General features: G+C 46.7%; 15 protein-coding genes and 1 pseudogene. 9 read left to right on the plus strand and 7 right to left on the minus strand.

Annotated features, from left to right (window positions below; genetic code table 11):
- The 5 genes from ABIE29_RS19970 to rpoS form a co-directional block, all read left to right on the plus strand.
- On the plus strand, positions 1-192 hold a 192-nt coding region (locus tag ABIE29_RS19970; RefSeq protein ID WP_429620626.1), incomplete at its 5' end, for a CfaE/CblD family pilus tip adhesin.
- 308 nt (positions 193-500) lie between these two features.
- The gene (gene surE / locus ABIE29_RS19975) at positions 501-1,262 is read left to right on the plus strand and encodes a 5'/3'-nucleotidase SurE (protein WP_429620628.1); all 762 of its coding nucleotides are present in this window, start codon (positions 501-503) and stop codon (positions 1,260-1,262) included.
- The gene (locus tag ABIE29_RS19980; protein ID WP_429620630.1) at positions 1,256-1,882 is read left to right on the plus strand and encodes a protein-L-isoaspartate(D-aspartate) O-methyltransferase; all 627 of its coding nucleotides are present in this window, start codon (positions 1,256-1,258) and stop codon (positions 1,880-1,882) included. Before surE ends, ABIE29_RS19980 begins: the two co-directional genes overlap by 7 nt.
- 319 nt (positions 1,883-2,201) lie before the next feature.
- Positions 2,202-3,179: a murein hydrolase activator NlpD gene (nlpD, locus tag ABIE29_RS19985; protein WP_429620632.1), complete on the plus strand. Its 978-nt coding sequence runs from the start codon at positions 2,202-2,204 to the stop codon at positions 3,177-3,179.
- Between the two features lie 54 nt (positions 3,180-3,233).
- A complete protein-coding gene (gene rpoS, locus ABIE29_RS19990; protein ID WP_024484093.1) occupies positions 3,234-4,232 on the plus strand; it encodes an RNA polymerase sigma factor RpoS in 999 nt (332 codons plus the stop codon).
- Between the two features lie 329 nt (positions 4,233-4,561).
- Here the strand turns inward: rpoS and mutS are convergent, their stop codons facing one another.
- Positions 4,562-7,123: a DNA mismatch repair protein MutS gene (gene mutS, locus ABIE29_RS19995; protein WP_429620634.1), complete on the minus strand. Its 2,562-nt coding sequence runs from the start codon at positions 7,121-7,123 to the stop codon at positions 4,562-4,564.
- A 159-nt stretch (positions 7,124-7,282) separates the two neighbouring features.
- Here mutS and ABIE29_RS20000 point away from each other — a divergent pair.
- The 4 genes and pseudogenes from ABIE29_RS20000 to ABIE29_RS20015 form a co-directional block, all read left to right on the plus strand.
- A pseudogene (locus ABIE29_RS20000) lies at positions 7,283-7,957 on the plus strand (integrase); the annotation flags it as partial.
- Positions 7,958-8,017: 60 nt separating this feature from the next.
- Positions 8,018-9,153 (plus strand): IS3 family transposase gene (locus tag ABIE29_RS20005; RefSeq protein ID WP_429620636.1). Its coding sequence is split into 2 segments (ribosomal slippage): positions 8,018-8,264 and positions 8,264-9,153, totalling 1,137 coding nucleotides; the frame shifts between segments, so codons are not numbered across the junction.
- Between the two features lie 197 nt (positions 9,154-9,350).
- A complete protein-coding gene (locus tag ABIE29_RS20010; RefSeq protein ID WP_429620638.1) occupies positions 9,351-10,085 on the plus strand; it encodes a hypothetical protein in 735 nt (244 codons plus the stop codon).
- A gap of 139 nt (positions 10,086-10,224) precedes the next feature.
- Positions 10,225-11,289, plus strand: a complete 1,065-nt coding sequence (locus tag ABIE29_RS20015; protein ID WP_429620640.1) for a hypothetical protein — start codon at positions 10,225-10,227, stop codon at positions 11,287-11,289.
- A gap of 45 nt (positions 11,290-11,334) precedes the next feature.
- Here ABIE29_RS20015 and herA read toward each other — a convergent pair whose 3' ends face one another.
- From herA to ABIE29_RS20045, 6 genes are all read right to left on the minus strand, one after another.
- A complete protein-coding gene (herA, locus tag ABIE29_RS20020; protein ID WP_429620642.1) occupies positions 11,335-13,050 on the minus strand; it encodes an anti-phage-associated helicase HerA in 1,716 nt (571 codons plus the stop codon).
- Positions 13,050-13,814: a hypothetical protein gene (locus tag ABIE29_RS20025; RefSeq protein ID WP_429620644.1), complete on the minus strand. Its 765-nt coding sequence runs from the start codon at positions 13,812-13,814 to the stop codon at positions 13,050-13,052. The genes herA and ABIE29_RS20025 overlap by 1 nt, the downstream gene beginning before the upstream one ends.
- A gap of 35 nt (positions 13,815-13,849) precedes the next feature.
- A complete protein-coding gene (locus ABIE29_RS20030; protein WP_429620646.1) occupies positions 13,850-14,233 on the minus strand; it encodes a hypothetical protein in 384 nt (127 codons plus the stop codon).
- 753 nt (positions 14,234-14,986) lie between these two features.
- Entirely contained in the window at positions 14,987-16,108 is a 1,122-nt protein-coding gene (locus ABIE29_RS20035; protein WP_429620648.1) for a hypothetical protein, read from the minus strand.
- A 20-nt stretch (positions 16,109-16,128) separates the two neighbouring features.
- Positions 16,129-17,247 (minus strand): hypothetical protein, encoded by a 1,119-nt coding sequence (locus ABIE29_RS20040; protein ID WP_429620650.1) that lies wholly within the window; start codon positions 17,245-17,247, stop codon positions 16,129-16,131.
- 20 nt (positions 17,248-17,267) lie between these two features.
- Positions 17,268-18,380 (minus strand): hypothetical protein, encoded by a 1,113-nt coding sequence (locus ABIE29_RS20045; protein WP_429620814.1) that lies wholly within the window; start codon positions 18,378-18,380, stop codon positions 17,268-17,270.
- Between the last annotated feature and the right edge of the window lie 9 nt (positions 18,381-18,389).

The raw sequence follows: 18,389 nt of genomic DNA on the forward strand, positions 1-18,389 counted from the left end.
ACAGAAATCGTCTGGAGCGATACTAACCGCCGTAATATCCAGCGGATGGTGGTGCTACCTGGCGGTGGTGCCCCGGTACTTTGCGTACCGGCCCCGCTGACCCTGACGACGCCAGCCTTCTCAATGGCGGATAAAACGGCGGGGGATTACACCGGCAAGCTGCGTGTTGTTTATATGCCCACGACCCAATAGTCTGGAGGGGCGAACTCGTCGGCCCTCACCCTACCTCAGGTATTCAACCTGGCCCCTTTGCCTAGGGGGCTATCCTGCCCCGTTTGCCACTGATGACCGTTGAATTGTATAGTAGATCGCATAGGTGGCCGTTTTGGCCAATACTATCAACAACAGCGAGCAAGCCTTGCTGTACCACGCAAGTCACAATAGGTAAAACGGCAGGTTGGGCTTACTATTGAAAATTTTATTAAAAACAGATAGATGTAAAAAAATAGGGCAAAATCCTCGTTTTATCGCTTTTATCAAGAAAGCTGTTTAACTGCAATATGAGAATACTCCTGAGCAACGACGACGGCGTTAGCGCCCCGGGTATCCAGATTCTGGCGGCGGCGTTGCGCGAGTTTGCTGAAGTGCAGGTGGTGGCCCCCGATCGTAACCGCAGTGGTTCTTCCAATGCGCTGACGTTGGAGTCGCCGCTGCGTACGCTGACGTTGCCCAACGGCGATATCGCCGTGCAGCAGGGCACCCCGACGGACTGTGTCTACCTTGGCGTTAACGAACTGATGCTGCCAGCACCGGAGATCGTGGTGTCCGGTATCAACGCCGGGCCAAACCTCGGCGATGACGTTATCTATTCCGGCACTGTGGCTGCTGCGATGGAAGGCCGCCACTTGGGGCTGCCCGCGTTGGCGGTGTCGCTCAACGGTCATCAGCATTATGAGACGGCGGCGGTAGTGACCTGCCGTATATTGCGCGCGTTACAACAAGAACCGCTGCGTACCGGTAAAATCCTGAATATTAATGTCCCTGATTTACCGTTGGCGGAAATTAAAGGGATATGTGTGACCCGCTGTGGCAGCCGGCATCCCGCCGATAAGGTGTTTAGCCAAGCGGATCCGCGTGGCCAGATGCTGTATTGGATCGGGCCGCCGGGTGATAAATGCGATGCGGGCCCAGACACGGATTTTGCCGCCGTGGAGCAGGGCTACGTGTCGATCACGCCTTTGCAGGTGGATTTGACCGCCTACGGGGCGCAAGATGTGCTGACAACATGGTTAACCAAAGCAGAGGTTAGCGGGGAATGGTGAACAAACGCATACAAACGCTGCTGGCACAGCTGCGCCAGCAAGGGATCAGGGACGAACGGCTGCTCAAGGCAATCGAGAACGTACCGCGTGAGCGTTTTGTAGATGAAGCGTTAGCCCATAAAGCCTATGAGAACACGGCCCTGCCGATTGGCTCGGGGCAGACGATTTCTCAGCCTTATATGGTAGCGCGCATGACCGAGCTGCTGAATCTGCAACCGAGCTCGCGTGTGCTGGAGATTGGCACCGGTTCGGGTTATCAGACCGCGATCCTGGCGCATATGGTGCAGCACGTCTGCTCCGTTGAACGCATCAAAGGGCTACAGTGGCAGGCCAAGCGTCGCCTTAAGCAGCTTGATCTGCACAATGTCTCAACCCGCCATGGCGACGGTTGGCAAGGTTGGGGTTCGCGTGGACCATTTGATGCGATCATCGTGACGGCCGCGCCGCCGGAGATCCCGCAGGCGTTGATGCAGCAGTTGGACGAAGGTGGCATTTTGGTGTTGCCGGTGGGCGAACAGGCTCAGGTACTGCAATGCATTCAGCGGCGGGGTGGTGAATTTTCCATCGATACCGTTGAAGCGGTGCGATTCGTTCCCTTGGTGAAGGGCGAACTGGCTTAGCCGGTCGGTCATAAAGGTGGATAACAGACTTGTAGGGGCGCTGCATGTTGCGCCCGTCTACCATGGTCATCAAGCTGAATAATATTAATTTTCAATAGAATTGTTCCAGTATGTAGTTGTCTTATGGCGTGATCGTGCCAATGTGGCTAGCATTGGCGCCACGATTTTTTAGCTCCTTGGTGGGTGATCTCCTGGTTTTCAGGGATCGGCCGGGGAAACCTTGCGTTGTGAAACTGAGAGAAAGCCAAAGCTCGGCTACGATGTATAGGGTATTTTTTGATATTGCTGTTATGGGGGAAGCATGAGCACGGGAAGCCCAATGAGTTCTTTACGCCGAGTTGCGGTGTGTACGATGTTAAGTGTGTGGTTAGTTGGCTGTTCGGATAAAAATTCTACCTCGGCACCTATCAGCAGCGTCGGTGGTGGTGGAGCCGCCGCATCGGCCAACGCCGGTGGCGGTAATGCATCACAGGGGCGTATTGTTTACAACCGTAGTTATAACTCGATCCCCAAAGGGAGCTACAGCGGTGGTAGTACCTATACCGTCAAGCGTGGCGATACGCTGTTCTATATTGCCTGGATCACCGGCAACGATTTCCGCGATCTGGCCCAACGCAATAATATTCCACAGCCGTACAGCCTGGAAGTCGGCCAAACCCTGCAATTGGGGAGTGGTTCTGCCAACGGCGGCGGTGGGATGTTAGCTGGTGGTACTGGTACGGTGTCAAAACCGCCTTCTACCAGCCAGATACAAACTGCAACGGTTGATTCTCCATCAACGAACGCGTATTCTGATAACTCGAGTAAACAGAATGTAGGTAAAATGTTACCTGCATCAGGAGCCGTTGTGGCAGGCTCAGCCGCAGCTCCTGTTACCGCACCAGCTGCTACGCCACCGGCGAGCACCGTTAGCAACAGCGCCCCAGTTAGCACCTGGAAATGGCCAACTGACGGTAAGATCATCGATAACTTCTCCTCATCGGAAGGTGGGAATAAAGGTATCGATATCTCTGGTTCCCGTGGGCAGCCTATTGTTGCTACCGCCGATGGCCGTGTAGTGTACGCAGGCAACGCTTTGCGGGGTTACGGTAATCTAATCATCATCAAACACAACGATGATTACTTGAGTGCCTACGCCCATAACGACACCATGCTGGTCCGGGAACAACAAGAAGTTAAGGCGGGGCAGAAAATAGCAACGATGGGAAGCACCGGAACCAGTTCAGTACGTTTGCATTTCGAGATTCGTTACAAGGGGAAATCCGTAAACCCGCTGCGTTACCTTCCGCAGCGATAGATTGGGCAGAATGCGCTGTATTCTGCTCGCGGTATCACGGGTAGGAGCCGCTTTATGAGCCAAAATACGCTGAAAGTTAACGAGTTACATGACGATGCAGATTTCGATGAAAACGCCATGGAGGCTGAGTCATTCGATGAAAAAGCGCAGGTAGAAGAAGAGACCAGCGAGAATGACTTGGCGGAAGACGAACTGTTGTCTCAAGGTGTTACCCAACGCGTATTGGATGCCACGCAGCTCTATCTGGGCGAAATCGGTTACTCCCCTCTGTTGACCGCAGAGGAAGAAGTTTATTTTGCGCGGCGTGCACTGCGCGGAGACGTGCCGTCCCGCCGCCGCATGATAGAAAGTAACCTGAGGCTGGTAGTGAAAATTGCCCGTCGTTATAGCAATCGCGGCCTGGCGCTGCTGGATCTGATCGAAGAGGGTAACCTTGGCCTGATCCGTGCGGTGGAAAAGTTTGACCCAGAGCGCGGTTTCCGTTTTTCCACCTATGCGACCTGGTGGATCCGCCAGACGATTGAACGGGCGATCATGAATCAAACCCGGACTATCCGTTTGCCGATCCATATCGTCAAAGAACTGAATGTTTACTTGCGCACCGCGCGCGAGCTTTCTCATAAACTGGATCATGAACCCAGCGCTGAAGAGATTGCGGAGCAACTCGACAAACCGGTTGATGACGTCAGCCGTATGCTGCGCCTGAACGAACGTATCACCTCTGTCGATACGCCGTTGGGTGGGGATTCAGAGAAAGCCCTGTTGGACATTCTGACCGACGAGAAAGACAACGGGCCTGAAGACACCACGCAAGACGATGATATGAAACAGAGCATCGTCAAATGGCTGTTCGAATTGAACGCCAAACAGCGTGAAGTGTTGGCTCGCCGTTTCGGCCTGTTAGGGTATGAAGCGGCTACGCTGGAAGATGTTGGCCGTGAGATTGGCCTGACACGTGAGCGTGTTCGTCAGATCCAGGTTGAAGGCTTACGCCGCCTGCGTGAAATTCTGCAAATGCAGGGCCTGAGTATTGAGGCACTGTTCCGCGAATAAACGCGTTATAGTCATAAAATAAGAACGGTGAGCGTTGATGACGCTCACCGTTTTTTTATGTCTGTTATTTGGCTTCTGTTTGGGGTGGGGATCTTACTGATTGTTTGGTTAGCTAGTTACCCCCTCACCCCAACCCTCTCCCACAAGGAGAGGGGGCTGTTACGGTGTTGTCATCAGGTACGGTGATCATTCTGTTTTTCCGTAAAAGAAAGATGACGAGTAACGTGGTCAGGTCAGTGTCTGTAATTGATAACGAACTCGGGCGGTCCCCTCTCCCTTTGGGAGAGGGTTAGGGTGAGGGGACACGTGCTTGAGGGAATTAAACCGCCTCAGACCAGGCTTTTCAACCGGTAGATCCACTCCAACGCCTGGCGTGGCGAAAGAGAATCCGGATCCAACGTCTCCAACGCTTCTACCGCCGGTGACACCTCTTCGTTCAACAACGTCATCTGGGTGGCATCTACCGTACCCGCCGCCGTCTGGCTGGAGAGGCTCTCCAACTCACGCAGCTTCTGGCGCGCACGTTTGATCACATCACGCGGTACGCCAGCCAACGCCGCTACCGCCAAGCCGTAGCTCTTACTGGCAGCGCCATCTTGTACGCTATGCATAAAGGCAATGGTATCACCGTGCTCCAGCGCATCCAGATGCACGTTAACCACGCCCTCCATTTTCTCCGGCAAGGTAGTCAGCTCAAAGTAATGGGTGGCAAACAGCGTCATAGCCTTGATGCGGCTGGCCAGGTTTTCGGCACAGGCCCAGGCTAAGGAAAGCCCGTCGTAGGTGGAGGTGCCACGGCCAATCTCATCCATCAGCACCAGGCTGTTTTCCGTGGCGTTATGCAGGATATTGGCGGTCTCGGTCATTTCCACCATAAAGGTTGAGCGGCCGGAGGCCAGATCGTCTGCTGCGCCCACGCGGGTAAAGATACGATCCACCGGCCCGATAGTGGCTTTCGCTGCTGGTACATAGCTGCCGATATGCGCCAGCAATACAATCAGTGCCGTTTGCCGCATATAGGTACTTTTACCGCCCATATTCGGGCCAGTAATGATCAGCATGCGGCGCTGCGGTGAAAGGGAAACCGGGTTGGCAATAAAGGGTTCTTTCAACACCTGTTCCACCACCGGGTGGCGGCCATCGATTATGCGAATGCCGGGTTGCTCACTGATGGCTGGACAGGCGTAGTTCAGCGTTTCGGCACGTTCCGCCAGGTTGGCTAACACATCCAGCTCGGCCAATGCTGCGGCGCTCTGTTGCAGTTGCTCCAGATGCGGCAGCAGCAGATCGAACAGCTCGTCATACAGCCCTTTTTCGATCGCCAAGGCTTTCCCTTTTGAGGTCAGCACCTTGTCTTCATACTCTTTCAGCTCGGGAATGATGTATCGTTCCGCATTCTTCAGCGTTTGGCGGCGCACATAGTGGATCGGCACCAGGTGGCTTTGGCCACGGCTGACCTGAATGTAGTAACCATGTACGCCGTTGAAACCAACCTTCAGCGTATCCAGGCCCAGCTTCTCGCGCTCGCGGATCTCCAGGCGATCCAGATAGTCGGTAGCACCGTCGGCCAGCGCTCGCCATTCATCCAGCTCTTCGTTATAACCCGGAGCAATCACGCCGCCATCACGAACCAGCACCGGCGGGGCTTCCACAATGGCGCGCTCCAGCAGTGCCTGCAATTCGTCAAACTGGCCGACCTGTGACAACAGCTTTTGCATCTGTGGTGCATCAGCATTTTCCAGCAGGGCGCGGATATCCGGCAACTGTTGGAAGGCGTGGCGCATACGGGCCAGATCCCGAGGGCGAGCCGTGCGCAGTGCCAAGCGGGCAAGAATACGTTCCAGATCGCCAACCTGACGCAGGGGCTGCTGCAACTCGCTGCTCAATGGTTGCAATGCGGCGATGGCCTGTTGGCGGTTGTTCAGCACCTGGACGTCGCGCGTGGGCATATGCAACCAGCGTTTAAGCATGCGGCTACCCATTGGGGTGACGGTACGATCGAGGATCGCCGCCAGGGTATTTTCACTGCCGCCGGACAGGCTTTGGGTGATTTCCAGGTTACGGCGAGTGGCCGCATCCATAATGATGCCGTCCTGCTGACGCTCCATGGTGAGGCCACGGATATGCGGCAGCGAGGTGCGCTGGGTATCTTTGACATATTGCAGCAGGCAGCCCGCCGCGCGCAGCGCCTGATGGGCCTGCTCGACGCCAAAGCCAGTCAGATCGCGGGTGCCGAACTGCAGGTTCAACTGCTGACGTGCGGTGTCCAGTTCAAATTCCCACAGCGGGCGGCGGCGCAGGCCGTGGCGCTGTTCGATCAGCGCCATTTGCTCGAAGTTTTCCGGGTACAGCAGCTCAGCCGGATTGGTACGTTGCAGCTCGGCTGCCATGGTTTCAAGATCTTCTGGCTGGGCAACGCGGAAGCGGCCGGAGCTGAGATCCAATGTGGCATAGCCAAAGCCGCGGCCATCTTGCCAGATGGCGGCCAGCAGGTTGTCCTGGCGCTCTTGCAGCAGGGCTTCGTCGGTGATGGTGCCAGGGGTAACGATGCGCACCACTTTACGCTCTACCGGGCCTTTGCTGGTGGCAGGGTCGCCAATCTGCTCACAGATTGCGGCCGATTCCCCAAGCTGTACCAGCTTGGCGAGATAATTCTCCACCGCATGGTGAGGAACGCCCGCCATTGGGATGGGTTCACCCGCAGAGGCACCTCGTTTGGTCAGCGAGATATCTAGCAACTGAGAGGCTCGTTTGGCATCGTCATAGAACAGCTCGTAGAAATCCCCCATCCGATAGAACAGCAAGATCTCCGGATGCTGCGCCTTAAGGCGCAGGTATTGCTGCATCATCGGAGTATGGCTTGAGAAGTCCTTGTCAATTTCTTTATTCATATTGATTTTACTCGTTTTTCTATTCTTTCAAGTGCTCATGTGGCCCCAAATGAAACTATTTTAAACTCACATAAACTCATAAATTTGTAGCTCAATTGTAGCCCAATGCGTGATAGATTAGTTTGGCTTCTTATCTGGGCTACAAATGGTGGTGATACTTTGAAAACTACTCTCAATCAGGCTTTTATTATCAATAAGTTAAGCATTTGTGTGAAGCCTACCCTTAACCATGCTGGAAAAGTCGTTTTCGAAGCAAACCCGGAGCAAAAACCTTACATAGTTTTTGACGATCACCGTGATTCACCTGTTGGCTTCGGTGTGAAGGTCAGTTTGACGAAAAAAACCTATGTGATCCAGCGAAGAGTAGCCTCGTCAGATCGTAATGTCAGTGAGGGTAAGAAACCAAGCTCAGTCTTGAAAGTAAAGGTTGGAAATGTGTCTGATTTTCCAAGTATCGATCAAGCCCGTGAGGTCGCTCGACAGTTAGTTCAGACAATGATCGCAACAAAGAGAAATCCTAACAAGATTAAGAGGGAACTCGATCTTGCTGAATTGACCGTAAGTGAAGCTTTTGCCCAATACAGGAGTCACTTACTTGGAAGAACCAAACCCGCTAAACCAAACACCTTAAATGTATTGGACAAAGCTGAAAATCGGTTGAAAGAGTGGCAAAACCTTCGAATCAAGGATCTTACTGGTAATGAAATCCTTCGTAAGTTTGACGAGATTGCCAGTCGAGCCAGGACAGCCGCTGAACAGACCTTCCGATGGGCGAATGTTGCGGTCAAACATGCGATTGAAATCGAAGCTGGTAATGCACAGACACAACAACGACTGGAGTGACCCCGAACCCGTAGACAAATCTGGCCTATATATTGAGCATAGGAGGAGTCTATGGGCGCACCACGATTTACCCCTGAATTTAAGGAAGAAGCTGTCCGCCAGATCACTGAGCGGGGCTATTCCGTTGCCGACGTTTCAGAACGCCTTGGCGTGTCGGCACACAGTCTTTATAAATGGCTGCGTTCAGTAAAACCTGATAACAGCGGACATCAGGCCCAGGATTTACTGGAGGCCAGAACGGAGATCCTCAAGCTGAAAGCGCAGCTTAAACGTACTGAGGAAGAACGAGATATTCTGAAAAAGGCAGCGCGGTACTTTGCAAGGGAGCCCGACTAAAGTACCGCTTCATCAACGATCACTGTGATGTCTGGTCGATCGCAGCTATGTGTCGGGTTCTGAAAGTTGCCCGTGCCGGATTTTACGTCTGGCTTCATTGCCCTGTCTCTGCTGGAGAAAAGGATAACCAGCGATTATTGGAATTAATCCGAAACTCTTATGCACTGAGCGGCGGTGTTTACGGTTATCGCAGGGTTCACTGCGATCTGCGCGAAGTCGGTGAGGCGTGTAGCAGAAACCGGGTAGCCAAGATCATGAAACAAAACAGGATACGTGCCGTACATGGTTACAAGATACCTCGTGGAACCAGAGGACGGCCGTCACTGATAGCCCCTAACCGTGTACAGCGGGAGTTCACGGTTGTGAAACCTAACCAGGTCTGGGTAACGGATATTACCTATATACGCACTTGGCAGGGCTGGCTCTACCTGGCCGTGGTCATCGATCTCTTTGCACGTAATGTGGTGGGTTGGTCAATGAAACCGACGCTGTCGCGTGAACTTGCACTGGATGCACTGCTGATGGCCGTCTGGCGGCGTAAACCCGCGGAAAGCGTCATTGTGCACAGCGATCAGGGCAGTCAGTATGGTAGTGATGACTGGCAACGGTTCTGCCGGGCCAATAACCTAGCCCCGAGTATGAATCGGCGTGGCAACTGCTGGGATAATGCTGTGGCAGAATCGTTCTTCAGTTCGCTAAAAAAAGAACGTGTCAGAAAGCGAATATATAAAACCCGGGACATGGCCCGGGCGGATATCTTCGATTATATTGAAGTGTTCTACAACCGTACCCGGCGCCACTGTCATCTCGGTGGCGTAAGTCCGGAGGCCTTCGAAAAGGCCTCGCCGTGAGGACAGAAACTGTCTACTGGGATATGGTCACTCCAGTATTAGTCATAGAAACTCCTTTTCATATGTGTATGGTTTCGCTATTTAGTGAGCAATTCCTTTGCTCACCTTCTATATTTATAAACTAAATGTTATTTATGTCAATGTTTGCATTGTTTATTTTTTATAATATAATCGCTTGAAAACAAAAGGAGATTATCATGAGCATTATAATTTTAGATAGTGACTGGGGGGATATCTCAACAAGTGATATCCATTGTCTAATTAATTCCGCAATAGATTTAATGGACTCGTTTTATGGTAAGCCAATTCATTATAATATCGAAATTAGTAACAGTCCGAATATTAATTCTCCAATGGTATATCACAACAGAGGATTATCAGGGCAATATTATATGAATTTGACCACTCAAGGATGTTATTATTCTCAATTCTATTATCAGTTTTTTCATGAGTATTGCCATATCAGAACTAACTATTTGACTATAGATACTAAATATAGTTGGTTTGAAGAGTCTTTATGTGAATTAGCTTCTATGTTCGGAGTTAGAAAAATGGCATCTGTTTGGAAAAAAGCAAAGGTTTTACCAAATGCCAAAAGTAATTACGGCTATGACATAGAAAAATATATACAAAAAGTTATAAATAACCCAAAGAAAAACCTTTCCAAACAACAACTATTAAAAAAATGGCTTGATGAAAATATCGAGTATTTAGAACTTGAAAGATACGATAGAGATAAAAATGGAATTGTAGCAAATCAACTTTTATCTCTATTCGAGAGAGAACCAACTTTATGGGAGTTAATGACCTATTGGAATAAATGGGAGATTAACCATAATGACTCAATCTATGAAGCTTTTGATAAATGGTTATCTATTCTTCCTGAAGAAAAAAAAGCAGTAGCTCAAAAATTAATTAATGTATTCTTATAGACTTCTTTTTCAACGGAACGGCGAAAAAAAGCAAGGGACAAGAGATGCGGAGCTTCTCTTAGTCATACCATGCATAACCACCTGATATTTAATTATAATAATTACTCTTCGGTAAAAGTTATTTAAAAGGGAATTAAACATGAAGATTGAAGATCAATACATTGAAAGTATTTGCAGCTATTATCAGGGGGTTGAGAGTCAGGTTTATAACTTAAAGGAATATGCAAGTGAATTGATAGGTGATGAAAGTCAAAAAATAAAAGGTAGGAAGCATCTTTCATCAGATACAGATGAGAAAGTTTCGCGGTACCTTAAATTCAGTCTTGGTTCAATATTAAATGCTCATGCAAGTGTTTTAGATTATTTCTATAATTTATTATTAACAAAAGTTGGTTTTACCCAAGATGATATAAATGGCCAGGTATTCAGCCTAATGTATGATAAAGAGGTTATATCTTTTCTTGAACAATTAGGGCGTGAAGGTAAGAAAACAAAAGCATTTGAAGAACTTGAACTTAATGAATTAAACATAAAGATAGCTAAATATAGGGAGGAACATAGCGAACATCCAGAAGGTATGCCATATGATATTGATTTGATGAGGGAGATTTTCGCAGCCTACTTCAAACACAAACATTTCAGAATTTTATCCAAAAGAAAAAATGTTATTGACGAAATTTGCGATGTACTTTTTGGTTACACTCAACGACTCCATCCAGCGATGGTCCATCAATCATATACTCCTGCTATATTAAAAGAATTAAATAACTTAGTTAAACATAATTTTATCCCTGATATAATATCCCCTAAACCTTACAAAGGATTATATATCAATTTAAAAATCGACAGTGTTCCTTATTTAAATGATGGGTTACTTAAAAAAATATTAGGACTGGATTTGTCAGTATTCAAAGATTCAGAGTCTCTAAGGAAAGAAAATAACGGTATTGCATATAAGGATATACCGCTATTTAATGAAACGAATATATTCGGCTTTGAGTTTTTGAAAGTTACAGACCGTGTTAACTACTCAGAGTTCATGATCGACAAAATATTTTTTGTAAAAACAAAGACAGAAATAATAATTTCGTATGATGATATTATGAAAGAGGTTCTTAAAACAATAGGGGACATAAAAGAATCTATTGACTCATTGGTTAATGATGACAGGATAAATTATATAAATTTGCAACAAAGCAATTGATATCAATGGATTCACTCTTAACCAAGAGTGAATCCACTTCTGAGATTAACTTTTACTCCATTGTTCAATTATCTTATCAAACTCCGATTCTACCCACTCTTTTCTCCATTCATCAAGGTATTTGATGTCAATTGAGGATGGTGGCATTGTGCATTTTTCTATTTTTACAATGGAAGGAATTGATATCGAATCTCCCATTATTAATGCTTCACCTTCTTTAAGTGATGGTAGGAGGTTTGTAATATCACCTACTGTATCCGGGAGTAATCGCTTAACATAATTTTGATCGTCTGGGTTCGTTAACCGCATTGAAATAAAAGTATTGCACTGAGAAAATATTGTTTCTGAAATTTCAGAAGGTCTCTGACTTGCAAGGAGAAGGGTTACTCCGTATTTTCTACCCTCTTTTGCAATCCTCTCAATTGCTTCTTTGGATGTCCTGTATTTGCTCAGATCACTTTTGGGAGCATATTTATGTGCTTCTTCGTAAACAATTAATATTGGGATATCTTGGTTCTCATTAGATTTTCTTTTTATTTTTTTTGAATGATAGCCAAATTCAAAAATTAATCGAGATATCAATGATACACATATGCTAAGTACTTCAAAAGGAACACCACTTACATCAAGTATTGTTATGTTCGATTTATCTTTTCCATAGCTTATTAAAGTTTCTAATGTTTCTTTAAATGTTACGGATTTGCTACCTTCACCCAGAATAAAATCTAATCTCTTATCGAATATTTTACTTTGTAATCGATCAACAAAATTGAGAAGTTTTCCATTTAAAGCACCGGCTGAACTTCCATCAGGAGTTACATTCTCTTTGAATAACCTATGAGCATTTTCATTGTCAAACTTGAAATTTCCTTCCTCATCTGACCAAATATGTTCATTATCTTTATTTTTTCTTTCATTATTTCTATTGTTAATATAACTGATGACTTCATTAATGTCGAAATAATATGGCGAGTGAAAGCTTATTATTTCCTTTGTGGCTGGATCTCCTTGAAAATGTCTCTTTTTATTTAATGTTATTGCCTGACGGAACACATTTCTCTGATTGTGATCATTTGCTTCTGTGTCAAGAAAAAGCTCTTCTAGCTCGTCACCATTTAATAGCCAATATGGAAGGGTTAATGTATCCACATTTAATACATTTGAATTAGGGAATGCATTTTCATATTCAGAATGTATATCAAAAATAATTATATGAGAATTGTTTAATCCCTTATAACCTTCTTGCTTTTCATCTACGGCTTTTTGAAGTATTTTGGCAACAGTGTGTGATTTACCTGAACCCGTTGAACCTACGATAGCGATATGTTTATTGAAAAATCTATTCCCATTCACAGGTACGGATACTTTGGTATTAAGCGATAAACTTGAAAAAGTAAAACGGTCATTTATATCTATACTATCTGAGTATATGGATATTATTTCGTCTAATTTCGCTGGTTCCACTTTTTTAGGAGGAAGTGCAAGTGAATCTCCACCGCGATAGAATTTTCCATTTTTAACAAGACCTATTGGACTTGCTTCTATCATGTATTTCTGCTTTTGGCTTTCTTTAACTTCAATAGAAAAATTATCTATGATCGCCAGAAGAGCAACATCTTGATTATCTGAAACCCTTAAATAAGATCCTACACCTAATTTTTCTTCTGCTATCTTAAATTCTTCAAGATCGTCTACGGAAATTTTTAATTTATTTGGCGATACCGATACTACTTCTGCATTAATATCATTATTCCTGCTCATTACACTATCTCCTTTATGTCGGCAAAGTCTTTAACTTGTATGTTTACCTGGGGTAGTTGGGATGGGATGTCAAGGCAGTTTTCCGTATAAAACTGGTAAACTTCTTTTCTTATATTAATACTGTTCAGTATTTCATTGAAATCATCTATGTCGTTGATAAATTGGAAGTGGATTTCTTTATTTGAAAAGCCTTCGACTAACATTTTGGGAGTAAATACACTTCCTTTAAAAGGGTACCCATCAGTGAAAATTAGATCTTCATTGAATAATTGATTCTTTAATTCGTATAACTTATCATCGCTGATGCCATGAACAAGTAAAAAAGGAGAATATGGTCGATCTGTTCTTTTAGATAAATTAGACCAATTTAATTGTATTTTATATATACAGTCTTTAACTGTTTTTATATCAGTTTTGTCTTGAAATTCTAAGATGAAAAAACGAGCATAAGGTGAGGTGTTTACACTTCTGCGTATGAAAGATTCTTTTAATTTTCTTAAATATTCTTTTCTTCCTTCATATTGATAAAACCATATGTTAAATAAGACTTTTGATTTGTTGATACTTTCAACAAAATCAGATTTTTTTATCCTTCTATCTTTTTTATTACAAGAGATATCATATGTTTTTCTGAAAGCATTAGAATAAAGATAATGCTCTGCCTCATAATCTTCACATTGGAAATGGTTTTTTATTATTTGTATAGTTTGCTTTTTTTGATCATCAAATGATTTTGCATTGATATTTATAACTAACCGATCCAAAAAGGCTTGTAGGTCCTCTTCGGTAAGCCCATTTTCTATATGGTATTCATGTTTGATTTTTTTTCAGTGTAGGTGAGGAAATTAGATTTGAAAAAGTCAACTTTTAATGGGAGTGTTAATTTTTCTTGACCGGATTTATAATGCCCAAAAAGATAATAATTAGCCCCTTTTTCTTTATTGCCCTTAAAATGTGACAACATTAATCTTATGGGCTTTGATATAACGGAGTGGTTATAATCGGTACTTTCATAATATTTGCATTGTATCGCAGTTAAATGCCCATCGTTGTAGACATCAATATCTTCAATGCACTCTATATCAATCGAGTCATCCATTTGTGGTAACGAAAAAATCTCAATAATCGTTTTATCAACCTGATAACAATACCCACGAATTGTATCAACTGCACTTCTGTCCACTTTGTTATCCTTTTTGAGGTAAGGTGTTAAAAGTTTATAAAAATATGCTGTGTTAATAACAATGCAATGATTGCATAGCTTTATGATTCTGCCACAAAGACAAGCCATTGACATGCACAAAGAACCAAAAACATCACCTTTCAATGCTAATTATTAAGATGTGAATAATGTGATGGTGTTAATAACTTTTTAATTTCTTGCCTGAAATCCCAAAAAGTAGCTTATGTGTAACCTATGGTTATATGACTATTTTTAATTTTCAATATAATCAGTTGGATATGTTGTATTTTTCAATACTGCTGCATCATGGGGGTGTGCGAATTGAGTTTTTCGGTGCTAGTCATAACGTTACCGTTCCAATCCATTGAATTCAAAGTTGATTGTGATATTCATTGTCGTCATTGGGTATCACGTCGCCTCATTAAAAAACCGCCAAAACCTTCAGGATGAACAGCAGCAAGCGCTGCTCAAATAAATCAATCGGTTGGTCAAGGGATCGAGCATATATGACAGGCAAACAGGCTGGCAAACCTTTGTCACTCAAAGCCGGCACAATGACGAAAAAACCAGGCTGAACCCAGCAAGATCCGAGGTTTGGGGGCCGCAGGTATCAGGATCTATTACAGTCGTTATACTAGCCCAGCGGGCAATAGGCTGTCACAGCTAAAAATTGGAAGCACTACGCAAACCAGATATTTAATGACGATTAAGATTGCCACAGCGCAAGTAAATCAGAGATGCAGGCAGCCGTCCTCAATTAAACGTCACCATCATTTCAGCGGCGGCGCTCACGTCGCCAATCGGCAGGTCTTTGCCCCCCGAACACAAGCGCCAGGTCACCTGATTGTTGATACTCAGGCTGTCTTGCGTCTGGGTGATTTGACCGACTTTTAGCAGGCTATCATCGAACGGCAGCCCGCTGGTGGTGGCGCAGCTTCCGCTGCCGGTCACGCCGTTATCAATCTCGCCGGTGATATAGCCACCGCCCTGGCGCAGGGCTAAACGGGTAGGAGCTGATTGATACAGGCCGGTTAACGATTTGAATTGCAGATAGATATTGGCATCAATAAATTCAGAGGGCTGCCCACAGGTGGTTATCAGTGGATAGGATTGCGCACCCAGTTCGGCCCCGACCCGCCGATCTCTTCCGACCTTGCCAAAGGAAATCGAGGTCGGAGTATTCACCGTGCATTCGAGCGTGGAGACTCGTAGTTTGATGTCAGATGGGAGGATCCTGGCGGTAAGTATACCGGGATTATTGCTTACATAACTGGCGGCATACATCGCCGGTAAGTTAATTTCTGCTGTCTTTTGGGTACCGTCAGCCACCAGTACCCAAGTGCCAGATAGGTTGATGGTACGGTAACCGTTTGCTTTATAATAGTAATCGTCCACCTTGCTGTTTGTTGGTGATAGACACCAGGTAAACTGGGATTGCGGTTTCAACGAGGTGCCATCGTTGAGCACGCCCTTGGTCTCTGGTAGCCCGAGGGTACCTGATAGTTGAGCCGTTTTGCCAGAGTACAAATCATATTTCGCAGTGCCAGAGGCTCTGGGAATTAATCCTACGCCTGGTGCTATTTCATACGCCCGATAACCCCCAATGTTTTTCAGGTCCTTATCCAACTGACACTCTTTAGCGGAAGAAGAGATAGCTATTAGCCCCTCGTGGTACCACGACGCACTACTTAATATCGGGGCTGCGTTCCAGTTCTGACTAAACGTTTGTCCTTCCCACAAAATGCCTTTACCTTTTTTAATGGTAATGGTTTCCGCCTGTGCGGTTGTTTGGCCCAGGTTGGCTAACAGCAGTATGCACAGAGCGCGGCTACGGTGACATGTGGTATACGCTGGCGTATTGACTGCTTTTTTCACTTTACATTGTCCTGTCCAGGCTAATTAAACGTCACCAGCATTTCGGCGGCGGCGCTAACGTCGCCGAGCGGCAGATCTTTGCCCCCGGAACACAGCCGCCAGGTCACCTGATTGTTGATACTGTGGCTGGTTTGCGCTTTGGTGATGTTGCCAATTTTTAGCAGGCTATCATCGAACGGCAGCCCGCTGGTGGTGGCGCAGTTCCCACTGCCGGTCACGCCGTTATCAATCTCGCCGGTGATATAGCCACCGCCCTGGCGCAGGGCTAAACGGGTCGGGGCTGATTGATACAGGCCGGTCAATGGCCGGAACTGCAGGTTGATGTTGGCATCGATAAAGTCTGAGGATTGCCCGCAACTGGTGATGAGTGGGTAGGATTGCACGCCCAGTTCGGTACCGGCCTGCGGATTTTTCATTACGTTGCCAAAGGTGATTGAAGTGGGGGTATTGACCGTACACTCAAGCGTAGATATGCGCAGCTTGATCTTGATCGGGAAGATCGGGGACGATAGACTCCAAGTTGACTTCCTTGAGAGACTGGCGGCATATATCGTCGACAGCATGGTTATTTCAGCAGCCTTCTGCTGACCATCGGCAACCAGTACCCAGGTGCCTGATATCGTGGCTGTACGCATACGTCCCTCGGAATAGTAGCTATGTTCCTTTTCCATCGATGGCGACAGGCACCAGCTATAAGTAGTAGGTGAGGTTACTTGAACTCCAGTGTTGGTCACCCCTTTGGTTTCTGGCAGCCCCAGCGTACCGGATAGCGTAGCAGGTTCGGAGGTATACCAGTAAAAGTTTGCAATAGCGGAGGCCTTGGGAATGAGCCCCACGCCTGGCGCTATTTTTAGTGCTTCATAGCCAGCGATGGACGACAATTTATTCGTGGGTTGACATATATCGGTGTAGGTAGAGATAGCCAATAACCCTGCCTTGGGATCATTATCTGTTACACCCACCTTGCCACTTAAGGTGACATTAAACGGCAGGCCTTCCCACACAATGCCGGAACCTTTGCCAATAGTAATGGTTTCCGCCTGTGCGGTTGTTTGGCCCAGGTTGGCTAACAGCAGTATGCCCAGGACGCAGTTGCGGTGATATGAGCGATGTTCTGGCGTACTGACGGTGTGCTTCACTTTCATTTCTCCTGACCAGGTTAATTAAACGTCACCCGCATTTCGGCGGCGGCGCTAACGTCGCCGAGCGGCAGATCTTTGCCCCCGGAACACAGGCGCCAGGTGACCTGATTTGTGATAGTCAGGCTGGTTTGCGCTTTGGTGATGTTGCCAATTTTTAGCAGGCTATTATCGAACGGCAGCCCGCTGGTGGTGGCGCAGTTCCCACTGCCGGTCACGCCGTTATCAATCTCGCCGGTGATATAGCCACCGCCCTGGCGCAGGGCTAAACGGGTCGGGGCTGATTGATACAGGCCGGTCAATGGCCGGAACTGCAGGTTGATATTGGCATCGATCAGGTCTGAACTTTGCCCACAGTTGGTGATCAGTGGGTAGGATTGCACGCCCAGTTCGGCCCCGGCCTGCAGGTTTTCCAGTACGCCACCAAAGGTGATTGAAGTGGGGGTATTGACCGTACACTCAAGCGTAGATATGCGCAGCTTGATATTGGACGGGAGGATAGAGGCCGATAGGTCCCCAGCTTTCACCCCTGAGAAACTGACGGCATACATTACCGGGACGGTTATTTCAGCAGCCTTCTGCTGACCATCAGCAACCAGTACCCAGGTGCCTGATATCGTGGCTGTACGCGGTTCGGATTTATAGTAGTAGTCGGTACTGTTAGTCATTGCTGGCGATAGGCACCAACTAACATTACCAGATGAAGTCACTTGATCCCCGTCGCTGTTCATCCCTTTGGTTTCTGGCAGTCCCAGCGTGCCGGATAGTGAAGAAGCCTTGTAGGGATAGCGGTAATAGTTTGCATTACCGGAGGCTCTGGGGATGAGCCCCACGTTTGAGGTTAGCTTTATTACCTGATAGCCAGCAATGGTCGTCAGAGAATTCGTTTTTTGGCAGGCTTCCGTATTTGAAGTAATAGACAATATCCCATACTCGGTATAAAGATATCCGCTTTTCAGAGGGCCACTGAAGGTGACATTAAACGGCAGGCCTTCCCACACAATGCCGGAACCTTTGCCAATAGTAATGGTTTCCGCCTGTGCGGTTGTTTGGCCCAGGTTGGCTAACAGCAGTATGCCCAGGACGCAGTTGCGGTGATATGAGCGATGTTCTGGCGTACTGACGGTGTGCATCACTTTCAT

Origin of the sequence: Serratia sp. 2723 (assembly GCF_050434425.1) — a bacterium.
Classification (GTDB): Bacteria; Pseudomonadota; Gammaproteobacteria; order Enterobacterales; family Enterobacteriaceae; genus Chania.

Coding starts and splice junctions, on each gene's coding strand:
- ABIE29_RS20045 (WP_429620814.1), bottom strand. CDS start 18,380: ATGCACACCGTCAGTACGCCAGAACATCGCTCATATCACCGCAACTGC.
- mutS (WP_429620634.1), bottom strand. CDS start 7,123: ATGAATAAAGAAATTGACAAGGACTTCTCAAGCCATACTCCGATGATG.
- ABIE29_RS20010 (WP_429620638.1), top strand. CDS start 9,351: ATGAGCATTATAATTTTAGATAGTGACTGGGGGGATATCTCAACAAGT.
- nlpD (WP_429620632.1), top strand. CDS start 2,202: ATGAGTTCTTTACGCCGAGTTGCGGTGTGTACGATGTTAAGTGTGTGG.
- herA (WP_429620642.1), bottom strand. CDS start 13,050: ATGAGCAGGAATAATGATATTAATGCAGAAGTAGTATCGGTATCGCCA.
- ABIE29_RS19980 (WP_429620630.1), top strand. CDS start 1,256: ATGGTGAACAAACGCATACAAACGCTGCTGGCACAGCTGCGCCAGCAA.
- rpoS (WP_024484093.1), top strand. CDS start 3,234: ATGAGCCAAAATACGCTGAAAGTTAACGAGTTACATGACGATGCAGAT.
- surE (WP_429620628.1), top strand. CDS start 501: ATGAGAATACTCCTGAGCAACGACGACGGCGTTAGCGCCCCGGGTATC.
- ABIE29_RS20015 (WP_429620640.1), top strand. CDS start 10,225: ATGAAGATTGAAGATCAATACATTGAAAGTATTTGCAGCTATTATCAG.